The organism is Geminicoccus sp. (genome assembly GCF_035556675.1).
Taxonomy (GTDB): domain Bacteria; phylum Pseudomonadota; class Alphaproteobacteria; order Geminicoccales; family Geminicoccaceae; genus Geminicoccus.
Genome location: NZ_DATMFZ010000133.1, coordinates 1 through 10,148, shown reverse-complemented (window position 1 = coordinate 10,148; position 10,148 = coordinate 1). Strand labels below are relative to the sequence as shown.

Sequence of the window (10,148 nt, the reverse complement as noted above, 5' to 3'; positions counted from 1 at the left end):
CCTGATCCGCGACCGGGTGGTACTGATCAATTTCTTCTTCCAGAGCTGCGGTGACACCTGCCCGCTGGTCACTGAGAACCTGCGCGCCGTGCAGGATGCGCTGGCCGAGCGGATGGATCGGGACATCTTCATGTACTCGATCACGCTGCAGCCGCATTTCGACCGGCCGCACATCCTCAAGGACTATGCCGAGCTCTGGGAGGTCAAGCCGGGCTGGAAGTTCCTGACCGGCGAGCCGGACGACATCGAGCGGCTGCGCCGTGCCCTGGGCTTCGCCAGCCTGAACCCGGAATACGACCTCCAACTCGACAACCACACCGGGATCCTGCGCTACGGCAATGACCGGCTCGGCCGCTGGGCGGCCACCGCCAGCCTCGGCAGGCCCGCCTGGATCGTCAAGGCGGTGACCTCCATCGCGGATGTCGCCTGAGCCGAGCCCGTCCCCGCCGGCATTCCCGGCTGTTCTGCCATATTCTTCCCAAGGAATACTGCTCGATGCTGACCACCACCGAGCGTGCGGCCCGACGCGCGCGCGAACTGTTGAGGGAGATCCAGGCCGAGAAGTTCAGCCGGCGCGATCTCGCCCGGCTCGGCCTGATCGCCGGGAGCGCCTTCTATTTCCGCGGCGCCTCGCTGCGCCAGGCATTGGCCGCCAGCTCGGCCAGCCCGCGCACCACGCCGTTCGAGGAGCGGCTGCCGATCCCGGAGCCGGCGGAAGAGGACAGCAGCTACCCCTACAACGAGGCGGATCACCAGTACTGCTCGAGCCGCTTCCCGATGAAGAAGATGTATCATCTGCGCGTGCGTGAGCGAAAACACCGGTTCACCAAGGACCTGCGCAGCCCGGTCTGGAGCTATGGCGACAATTTCGGCGGCCCGATCATCGATGCCCGCTACGGCCAGCCGTTCTGCCTCCATATCGAGAACGACCTGCCGTCCGCCGACAAGCACAAGGGCTTTGGCCACCCCGAGATCGCGCCGCACCTGCACAATTTCCACACCGCGTCGGAGAGCGACGGCGGCCCCTGGAACTGGATCCCGCCCAAGAAGAACCCCTCGGGCAAGCCGAACTTCCGCAACCACCACTACTGCATGGCGCGGGCCGGCTTCACCACCACCAAGGGCATCCCGGCCAAATGGGTCGACCCGGTCAATGGCGGCGACCTGCGCGAAACCCTAACCACCCTGTTCCTGCACGACCACCGGCCCGAGTTCACCGCGTCCAATGTCTACAAGGGCCTGGTCTGCATGGTCCGGATGTTCGACGACGACGACACCGGCGACGAGACCACCGGCTGGCAGCTCCCGAGTGGCGACTATGACGTGCCGCTGATCCTGGCCGACAAGAAGTTCGACCCGGACAGCGGCGAGCTGGTCTTCAACCAGTTCGCCAATGACGGCTATCTGGGCGATAAGCTGACGGTGAACGGCAAGGTCCAGCCCTTCATGCCGGTCAAGCGCCGCAAGTACCGCTTCCGGATCCTGAACGGCGGGCCGTCGCGCTTCTACCGCCTGGTCCTGCGCAAGGACGGCGCCAACCAGCCCTTCCACCAGATCTCGGAGAGCGGCAACCTCTTGCCGCGGACGCGCAAGGACATCACCAGCCTCGAGCTCTGGGTGGCCGAGCGCGCCGACATCATCATCGACTTCAAGAAGTTCAAGAATGGCGACCGGGTCTATCTCGCCAACAACCTGGTGATGATGGAGGACGGCCGCGGCATCGACCGGGGCAAATCCACCCATCCGGATTCGGTCGGCAACCAGCTCCTGGAGTTCCGGGTCCAGGGCGTGGTCGAGGACCCGAGCCGGGTGCCCAACGCGTTCCGCCCGCTGCCCTCGGTCAACCTCAACGAGGTGGTCAAGGTCCGCGAATGGGATTTCGGCCGCAAGAACGGCATGTGGCACATCAACGGCAAGCTCTGGGACCCGGACATCGACCATGCACCGGAGTTCCTGCTCAACCCGCCCGACAAGGTGCGCCGCAACTCGGCCGAGATCTGGCGCTTCCGCAGCACGTCCGGCGGCTGGGACCACCCCATCCACGTCCATTTCGAGGAAGGGATCATCATCTCCGAGAACGGCCGCCAGATCGCGCCGGAGAACCGCTACCGCACCGACATCTACCGCATGGGCGGCACGCGGCGGATCGACGAGATGGAGGTGTTCATGCGCTTCCGCGACTTCCCCGATCCGGACTACGCCAACAAGAGCAGCGACAATGGCCGCTACGTGATCCACTGCCACAACACGCTGCACGAGGATCACGGCATGATGGCGACCTGGAACATCGTGCCCTAGGGCGGTTCCCGGTCAGGTGAAGCCGCCTGACCGGGAAGAAACTGCTCCATATTGACTGGCCAGGCATGTTCCTCCGATCCGGATCATTTTTGATCCAGACAGGACATGCTCCAGCGCCGAGGGGCTATTTTCAGGCCCCATCCGACCATTCCTGGGACGACCCGCCCGACACTGGCTGCCGGGCGCAAGGACAAGCACGCCTCGAGGAGGGCAGATCATGCTTCGCAATCTGTTGCTCGGTGCCGCCGCCATAGCACTCGCGGCCACCTTCACGCCGGCCGGCGCACAGGTGGCGCTGCCCGATGTCGAGCTCGAAGGGCCGATGACGCAGGTGAGGGTCTATGCGAAACCGCGGACCGAGGCCGGGCGCTCCGTCATCGGCGAGATGAAGGTGCTGGGTGCCACGGTGAAGGTGCTGGCGGGTGCCCTGGTGCACACCCCCACCGCGAGCTCCACCGATACCGCGACCGCCACGGAGCTGCTGCGCGGCTTCACCGCCCAGTCCGACCCGATGCCGGGCCGCACCCAGGGCGGCTTCATCGGCGGCACCGCGATCGTCATCGGCGAGAGCGTGAGCGGCATCGTCTATGCCAGCGACGTGTTCACCGACATGTTCGAGCATGTCGTGGTGGGCGAGGCGACCGGCCGGGTCGATGTGGACGGCAGCGGCGTCAAGAAGATGACGGTCAACGGTATGGCGATCGTCCGCCTGACCGATCCGCGCATGCCCGCCGGCCGCCCGATCAACGGCTTCGGGCTCCGGATCAAACCCAACAGCATCACCCCCGGCACGCTGGTGTCCGCCGAGGGCTATTTCATCCGCGACCAGAACACCCTCTATTATCATACGCTGGAAGCCGACAGCGCCGAGCTGGCCAACACCGAGACTACCCAGGTCAGCATCCTGCGCGCCGACTGCCGGGTGCGCGGCGGCGGGCGCGACGAGATCGAGGTGCGCGGCGGCACGGTCAACCCGGCCAATGCCACCGTGCAGATCCGGATCCCGGACCCGACCCCGAACAACCCGAACCGCTTCACCGCGGTAGGCCTAGTCCAGGCGGTGCCGGACAACACGGTGAACCCGCCGCAGGGCCTCTATCGCGCCGACTTCCGCAACCTGACCATTCCGGGCGGCGTCTGCCCGAGCCAGGTCCGGGCCGTGATCCTCGCCACCTCGCCGGGCGCGCTCAACCAGGCCTCCGCCACGGCGGACATGACCGGCCGCTGAGCCGGGCAACGGAACTCCGTGTTCCTGCTGCGGTTGGTCGGGCAGGTCCCGACCAACCGCCGCGAGGAGCACCGATGCCGATCCCTGCCGCTTCCGCCCGCCCGCCCTACGGCGCGGTCGTGGTGACGGGTGCCTCGGCGGGGGTGGGGCGGGCGGTGGCGCACCGCCTGGCCCGGGACGGCTGGCGGATCGGCCTGTTGGCGCGCGATGCGGCGGCCCTGGAGGCCGTGCGCGCCGAGGTCGAGCATCTGGGCGGCCAGGCCCTGGTCCTGCCGGCGGACGTGGCCGATCCCGGTGCGGTGTTCGCTGCCGCCGAGCGGGTCGAGCGGGAGCTGGGACCCATCGACGTCTGGATCAACGATGCGATGGTCACCGTGTTCTCGCGGTTCTGGGACCTCGCACCCGAGGAGTTCCGCCGGGTGACTGAGGTCACCTATCTAGGCTTCGTCCACGGCACGATGGCGGCCCTGCGCCACATGCGGCCGCGCGACCGCGGCACGATCGTGCAGGTGGGCTCCGCCCTGGCCTACCGGGGCATCCCGCTCCAGTCGGCCTATTGCGGCGCCAAGCACGCGATCCGCGGCTTCACCGACAGCCTGCGTACCGAGCTGATCCATGACGGCAGCCGCATCCGGCTCACCGCCGTGCACCTGCCGGCGGTGAACACGCCGCAGTTCGACTGGGCGCGCACCCATATGGAGTGCCAGCCGCGGCCGGCCGGGCAGGTCTACGAGCCGGAGGTCGCCGCCGAGGCGATCTGCCATGCCGCTCGCCATGCGGACCGGGAATACTGGCTGGGCGGCAGCACCGACCTGGCGATCCTGGGCGACATGGCGGCACCCGGCCTGGCCGACCGCTATCTGGCCGCCACCACGGTCGCGGGCCAGTGCCGGCCCGCCCCCACCGGCCTGGAGCGGCGGGACAATCTGTTCCAGCCCGTGCCGGGCGGCCACGCATTGCGCGGATCGTTCAGCCAGGAGGCGAAGACCGACGCCCTGCGACTGACCGGATCGAGCGCCCGCCTGCTGACCGCGGCTGGCGCCCTGGGCTTGGCGGCCCTGATGGGCTTCGCCTTGCGCGGCCGGAGCTGAATGCTGGTGAGTATGTCATAAATCATCTACTGCTGCATCCACTACTCGGATCAGCGGCTCAGCGGCCGCCCTGGTCGACGGCATAGATTGTCCGGGTCCGGTTGTCGGAACCGAATCATGGATCAATATGTCAGTCATGAGCTTGAGTACCGGACTGGCGCTCGGTATTGCGCTCGGCGCGGTGGTGGGTGAAGTGCTGTTCGACAGCATGGCGACGGGCATCGCGGTCGGCCTCTGCTTTGGTGTGGCGCTCGGCCAGGGTAGCCGTCACCGGTAACGCCCCGCCCCATGTCGCTGCGCCGATCGGTCATGATCCCTCAGGTAGACGTGGGCTGCTGACAGTAGCGGCATCGATCCTGAAAAGACCGGGTCCGCAGCCGGATCAGAATGACACGATTACGGACCTGGGCTGAGGCTGGCGATATTTCAGGACCCGCAACAGGATCCGCCTGGCCGCCGCACAGACTTTCGGGAATCTCGACGAGGTCGGCGAGTTCGCGCAGAAGTTCACCGATTGCCGGCTCGCCTGGTCGAGTGTTGCGGCCGAGCGCAGGCAGTGCCGGTGCAGGCTCGTGCGCAGTTCAGGGCTGCCGGTCTCGGCCAGGGCGGCGGCGATGCACACCGTGGCCGCGCGGGCGGCAATGGCCTGCAGATGCACGATCTTCACCAGTTCGGCCAGGCTCATACCAGTTATTCTCGGTTTCCCTGTCAGCCTGTGCGGCCAACGCTGCGGCAGGAATCGGCGGCCTCTGTCGCGCGACCTGCGGGCTGCTGGTTGTCATCCATCGACGCCAGAGAAGGACCGGTCGGCCGGTTTCGTCAGGATGAGCGAGATCACGGCCGATTTCCGGCAGGTCGGGGCGGGCGGTACGGTCGGGTGTTCATCCGTCCGGCGATGGCGGGACCGGTCATGCGGCGGGACGCTGCCGATCGACGCGATCCAGCCAAGCCTTTGAAAGACGGAGCCAAGCAGGTACGATTCGGCACGACCTTGCAGCGCATGCAGCCGTCCAGGGTCGGCCGCTTCGACCTTGAGGAGACCCTGCGCTTGGCAGGCCCGCATCTGCCCGTATCGCGCCTTCTGGCCGCCAGCGGTTCGCCCGGTGCAGGGGCGGACGGGACGGCCGTGCGCAAGAGTCGTCGGCGCGCTTCGACAAAGGACGGCCGTGCCGGCAGTGCCGGAGATCAGTCCGCCCCGTCCATGCGCGATTCGATCCTGGCGGTCGCGACGGAACTGTTCACCCTGAACGGCTTTCGCGGCACCAGCTTCGCCGACATCGCCCAGATCCTGAACATCACCACCACCAACATCCATTATCACTTCAAGAACAAGCAGGGACTGGCCGCCGAGGCGCTCGACCGCTACGCGGCCCGCGTGTCGGAGCACTTCCTGCGGATCTGGCGGGACGAGCAATCCAGCCTGGCACAGAAGATCGAGGCCACCATCGAGTTCAACCGGGCGTCCTATTACCGCTTCAACCAGGAGGGCCGGCCCGGCCGGGTGTGGAGCCTGCTCACGCGCTTTGCCGGGGATTCCGAAGTAGTCAGCGACGGGATCCGGCAGCGCATCGCAGAGTTCAGGGCCGAGGTCCTGGCCGCCGTGGAATTCGCGCTGGCGCTCTCGGTCAGCCGCGGCGAACTCCAGGCCGGCCTGCCGCAGGCCGAGCTGGCACGCATGCTGAGCTACGCCTTTGCCTATGCCGGCGAGATCGCACGCGACAGCGGCGGCTTTGCGGCGGTCGAGGCGAACTACCGGGTCCTGCTCGACACGCTGCTGCGCGCCTACGGAACGAACCCGGCGGCAGCAGCGGTTCTCAGAGATCCAGGACGAGCCGGGCGGTCTTCGCGCGGGAAACGCAGGGCAGGATGAGCTCTCCGGCATTCTGCTCGTCCTCGAGCAGGAATTCGTCGCGATGGTCCGGGACGCCGGCCAGCACCCGGGTGAGGCAGGTGCCGCAGATGCCCTGCTCACAGGAGGTCTCCAGCGCCACGCCCCGCTCGATCAGCACGTCCGCGATGGTCCGGTCGGGCGGGACCAACACGGTCGAGCCGCTGCGCGCCAGCTCCACCTCGATGGTCCCGTCGCCTGCGTGCGCTTGGACCGGCAGCGCCGCGAAATCCTCGCGATGCACCGGCAGCGCCGGGCCGCACGCGGCGGCCAGCTCGCCCACCATGTCCATGAACGGGCGCGGGCCGCAGACATAGACATGCGTGCCCTTCGGCTGGCGCGCCAGCAATGCCGCGACCGCCGCCATGGTCGCCGGCGCGTTCAGGCCGGCATGGAGGCTGAGCCGCCCGGCAGGCGCCGCTCCGGCCAGTTCCTCGGCGAACCCGGCCAGCTCCATTGCCCGGGCGAAGTAGGCGAGCGTGTAGGAGCCGCCCGCTTCGGCCAGCTGGCCGGCCATGCTGAGCAGCGGCGTGATCCCGATCCCGCCCGCGAGCAGCAGGTGATGGGTCGCCGCCGGATCGAGCGCGAAGTTGCTGCGGGGCGGGCTGATCCGCACCAGGTCGCCCACCGCGGGCTGGCGATGCAGGGCCGCCGAGCCGCCGCGCGACTGCGGCTCCAGCTTGACCGCGATCACGTAGCGCCCGGCATCGCTGGGCGGGTTCACCAGCGAATATTGCCGGATCAGGCCCGGGGCCACATGCACGTCTACATGGGCGCCGGCAGCGAAAGCCGGCAGCGCGTCGCCGTCCGGGTGGACCAGGACGAACTTGCGGATCTCGTCGGTCTCCCGGTGGATCGCCGCGATCCGGACCGCGATCGTCTGCAGGCGCGGATCCTGCTGCTCCATCAGGGCCACCCCTTCAGATCTCGACCACGAGATAGTCGCCATCGACCGAGATCGGAAAGGTCTCGGCCTTGTAGGGGCCCTTCACCAGCTCCTCGCCCGGCTCAACCGTCACGACATAGTTGCGGGTGCGGATCCGCTCCGGGTCGCACCAGGACTGGCCCGTGCGGATGTCGAACTCCCAGCCGTGCCAGGGGCATTGCAGCATCTCGTTGCGGCGCGACAGCCGGTAGGTGCCGGGCTCCTCGGAGCGGACCAGGCTCACCAGCCGGCCATGGCAGAGGCTGCCGCCCTCGTGCGGGCAGCGATTGTTGATCGCGAAATATTCCTCGCCGACCCGGAACAGCGCGATGGCACGGCCAGCGACGGTGACGAGCTTGCTGCCGTCCTCCGGGACGTCCGACGCCTTGGCGACGATGTGGCGCGCCATGTCAGCCAAGCCCGAACACGTTCTTGGCGTTGCCGGAGAACAGCATGGTGCGCTGTTCCTCGGACATCGGGAACTTGAAGACGTAGCGCGGATCGTCCGAATCCCAGTGCGGATAGTCGGTAGCGAACAGGACCCGGTCCCAGCCGATCCAGTCCAGCACCGTCTTCAGGTCGCGCTGCATCGGCGGCTCGTCCATCGGCTGGGTCGTGCAGTAGACGTTGCGCCGGATGTAGAAGGATGGCGGGTGCTTGAGATGCGGCACCTCCGCCCGGAACTTCGGCCACAGATCGTCCAGGCGCCAGGCAAGCGAGGCCAGCCAGGCGAAGCCGCCCTCGATCACGATCAGCTTGAGCTTCGGGAACTGCTCGAACACGCCCTCCAGCACCATGCTCGCGACCATGGCGTGCAGGCTGACTGAGACCGACTGGTGCTCCTCGAAATAGAAGGACGGCCAGCCGCCAGCCCCCACCGCGTGGCCATTGGTGCCCACACTGTGCAGGCCGAGCGGCAGGCCGTGGCGCTCGGCGGCCTCGTAGATCGGCCAGAAGCGGCGGCTGCCCAGCGGCTCGACGGCGCGGGTGGCGAACGACACCTGGACATGGTGGCCGTCGCCGGCACAGCGCTCGATCTCCCGGACCGCCCCTTCCGGGTCGTTGCAGGCGACCACGATGTTCGCCTTCAGGCGGCGGTCCTTCGAGGTGAAGGCGTCGACCTGCCAGTCGTTCACCGCGCGGCACACCGCATGGGCGAAGTCGAGGTTGCGCTCGTCCATGCCGACCGGGAAGAGCGGCTGGAGCATGCCGGTGGTGATGCCCAGCGCATCCAGGTGCTGCTCCTGCATGAAGCGCAGGCTGGAGCCGGGCGGGCCGCCCTCGGGCGGCCAGCTGTCGCCGCGCGACAGGGCCGGCGTTGCCTTGGGATAGGCGGACGAGCCGTGGAAGGGGCCGCGGAAGCGGAAGCCGATCGTCTCGTGATGCTCCTGCCAGCGCCGGGACAGATAGGGCAGGATGTCTTTTTGCGACTTCATGATCGGATGGATGTCGCAGTCGACGATCTCGGTCGCCTGCCGGGCCACGGGCCGTTCGAGCGTCGCGGTCGCGGTGGTCATGACAGCGTCTCCTTCAGGCGCGGGTAGGTGGCCATCGGGTTGTCGACCAAAATCTTCCGGACGAGCGCGTCGTCGAAGCCCGGCGGCAGGGCGTCCCGGCCCTCGAAGCGCCAGTGCGGGTAGTCGGTCGAGAACAGCAGCATCTCGTCCGAGCCGATCATCTTCAAAAGCTGGGCCATCTGCGCCGGATCGGCGGGTGCGTCGGCCGGCTGGATCGTGATGCGGACGCGCTCGCGGAAGATCTGGTCGGGCGACTGCTCCACCCAGGGGATCTCCCGGCGCATGCCGCGCCACATCTTCACCGCGCGCCACAAGAACGGCGGCAGCCAGGTGAAGCCGGATTCCATCAGGACGAAGCGCAGCTTCGGGAACTTGCCGAACACGCCTTCCGCCAGCAGGCTCAGGAGCTGGGTCTGGAAGGTCTGCGCATAGGTCGCATGGTCCTGGATCAGGTAGGGCGGCCAGCCGATCCCGCTGGGCGCATGGCGGTTGCCGCTGCCGGCATGGATGCCGATCGGCAGGCCATGCTTCTCCGCGGCAGCATAGATCGGCCAGTGCTGGCGCCGACCCATCGGCAGCTCGCCGGACGCCAGCAGCAGGACCTGGACGAAGCGCCGGTCGGGTGCCAGCCGCTCGATCTCCGCCACCGCGAGGTCGGGGTTCTGCACCGGCACCACGATGGAGGCGCGCAGGCGCGGCTCCCGGTCGAGCCACTCGGCTCGGATCCAGTCATTGGTGGCACGGCAGACGGCCGCCCCCATGTCCTCGCTGTAGAGGGCCGGGCCGCCATAGAGACAGTTCAGGATGCCGCAGCGGGCGCCGAACCCGTCCAGGGCCTGCTCCTGCATCGCGATCAGGCTGGAGCCGGGCTTCTCGCCGTCCCGGCGCCAGTCGGGGCGGCAGGAGATCAGCGCGTCCGGCGGGTAGAGGGCCAAGTCCAGGCCATCGATCCCGCGCGCGATGAACGTGTCCTGCCAGTGCTGCTCCATGTAGGGCAGGAGCGTCGCCATGCCCGGCACGGCCGGATGGAGGTCGCAGTCGATCGGTGCCAGCCCGCGCAGGTCCATCGTTCCCGGCTCCCTGATGTCTTGATGCGCCGTTGGAGGCGACGATAGGGCGTCGCCTACTTACTGGTCAATAAGTGGTGCCGGCGTCACTGGGTCTGGGCGGACAGCCGGTCGAGGATCGCCTGGCCGTTCGG

At 68.0% G+C, this 10,148-nt stretch carries 11 protein-coding genes; 6 read left to right on the top strand and 5 right to left on the bottom strand.

What is annotated here, in order from left to right:
• From VNS22_RS10565 to VNS22_RS10545, 5 genes are all read left to right on the top strand, one after another.
• Positions 1-430 (top strand): SCO family protein (locus VNS22_RS10565; protein WP_325732171.1); only part of this gene is annotated, 430 nt, incomplete at its 5' end.
• Positions 431-495: 65 nt separating this feature from the next.
• Positions 496-2,298, top strand: a complete 1,803-nt coding sequence (locus tag VNS22_RS10560; protein ID WP_325732169.1) for a multicopper oxidase family protein — start codon at positions 496-498, stop codon at positions 2,296-2,298.
• Positions 2,299-2,515: 217 nt separating this feature from the next.
• Positions 2,516-3,526, top strand: coding sequence for a hypothetical protein (locus VNS22_RS10555; RefSeq protein ID WP_325732167.1), 1,011 nt, complete (start codon positions 2,516-2,518; stop codon positions 3,524-3,526).
• A 74-nt stretch (positions 3,527-3,600) separates the two neighbouring features.
• Complete coding sequence (locus VNS22_RS10550; protein ID WP_325732165.1) at positions 3,601-4,617, top strand: SDR family oxidoreductase; 1,017 nt, start codon at positions 3,601-3,603, stop codon at positions 4,615-4,617.
• A gap of 136 nt (positions 4,618-4,753) precedes the next feature.
• Positions 4,754-4,894 (top strand): hypothetical protein, encoded by a 141-nt coding sequence (locus tag VNS22_RS10545; protein WP_325732163.1) that lies wholly within the window; start codon positions 4,754-4,756, stop codon positions 4,892-4,894.
• 105 nt (positions 4,895-4,999) lie between these two features.
• Here the strand turns inward: VNS22_RS10545 and VNS22_RS10540 are convergent, their stop codons facing one another.
• Positions 5,000-5,302, bottom strand: a complete 303-nt coding sequence (locus VNS22_RS10540; protein ID WP_325732161.1) for a hypothetical protein — start codon at positions 5,300-5,302, stop codon at positions 5,000-5,002.
• On the opposite strand from VNS22_RS10540, the gene VNS22_RS10535 reads away from it, so the two are divergent.
• Positions 5,270-6,487: a TetR/AcrR family transcriptional regulator gene (locus tag VNS22_RS10535; protein WP_325732159.1), complete on the top strand. Its 1,218-nt coding sequence runs from the start codon at positions 5,270-5,272 to the stop codon at positions 6,485-6,487. The genes VNS22_RS10540 and VNS22_RS10535 overlap by 33 nt on opposite strands.
• Here the strand turns inward: VNS22_RS10535 and VNS22_RS10530 are convergent.
• The 4 genes from VNS22_RS10530 to VNS22_RS10515 are packed head-to-tail and all read right to left on the bottom strand — an operon-like array spanning position 6,432 to position 10,014.
• Positions 6,432-7,454, bottom strand: coding sequence for a PDR/VanB family oxidoreductase (locus VNS22_RS10530; RefSeq protein ID WP_325732157.1), 1,023 nt, complete (start codon positions 7,452-7,454; stop codon positions 6,432-6,434). The two genes, VNS22_RS10535 and VNS22_RS10530, sit on opposite strands and share 56 nt — an antisense overlap.
• The gene (locus tag VNS22_RS10525; RefSeq protein WP_325732155.1) at positions 7,426-7,839 is read right to left on the bottom strand and encodes a Rieske (2Fe-2S) protein; all 414 of its coding nucleotides are present in this window, start codon (positions 7,837-7,839) and stop codon (positions 7,426-7,428) included. Before VNS22_RS10525 ends, VNS22_RS10530 begins: the two co-directional genes overlap by 29 nt.
• 1 nt (position 7,840) lies before the next feature.
• Positions 7,841-8,947, bottom strand: coding sequence for an amidohydrolase family protein (locus VNS22_RS10520; RefSeq protein WP_325732153.1), 1,107 nt, complete (start codon positions 8,945-8,947; stop codon positions 7,841-7,843).
• Positions 8,944-10,014 carry an amidohydrolase family protein gene (locus tag VNS22_RS10515; RefSeq protein WP_325732151.1) on the bottom strand — a complete coding sequence of 357 codons (1,071 nt, stop codon included), beginning with the start codon at positions 10,012-10,014 and terminating at the stop codon, positions 8,944-8,946. The genes VNS22_RS10520 and VNS22_RS10515 overlap by 4 nt, the downstream gene beginning before the upstream one ends.
• Between the last annotated feature and the right edge of the window lie 134 nt (positions 10,015-10,148).

Bases quoted from the DNA above. Each gene is read 5' to 3' on its own strand.
- VNS22_RS10560 (WP_325732169.1), top strand. From the start codon at position 496: ATGCTGACCACCACCGAGCGTGCGGCCCGACGCGCGCGCGAACTGTTG.
- VNS22_RS10540 (WP_325732161.1), bottom strand. From the start codon at position 5,302: ATGAGCCTGGCCGAACTGGTGAAGATCGTGCATCTGCAGGCCATTGCC.
- VNS22_RS10520 (WP_325732153.1), bottom strand. From the start codon at position 8,947: ATGACCACCGCGACCGCGACGCTCGAACGGCCCGTGGCCCGGCAGGCG.
- VNS22_RS10535 (WP_325732159.1), top strand. From the start codon at position 5,270: ATGCACGATCTTCACCAGTTCGGCCAGGCTCATACCAGTTATTCTCGG.
- VNS22_RS10530 (WP_325732157.1), bottom strand. From the start codon at position 7,454: ATGGCGACTATCTCGTGGTCGAGATCTGAAGGGGTGGCCCTGATGGAG.
- VNS22_RS10555 (WP_325732167.1), top strand. From the start codon at position 2,516: ATGCTTCGCAATCTGTTGCTCGGTGCCGCCGCCATAGCACTCGCGGCC.
- VNS22_RS10545 (WP_325732163.1), top strand. From the start codon at position 4,754: ATGAGCTTGAGTACCGGACTGGCGCTCGGTATTGCGCTCGGCGCGGTG.
- VNS22_RS10550 (WP_325732165.1), top strand. From the start codon at position 3,601: ATGCCGATCCCTGCCGCTTCCGCCCGCCCGCCCTACGGCGCGGTCGTG.
- VNS22_RS10515 (WP_325732151.1), bottom strand. From the start codon at position 10,014: ATGGACCTGCGCGGGCTGGCACCGATCGACTGCGACCTCCATCCGGCC.
- VNS22_RS10525 (WP_325732155.1), bottom strand. From the start codon at position 7,839: ATGGCGCGCCACATCGTCGCCAAGGCGTCGGACGTCCCGGAGGACGGC.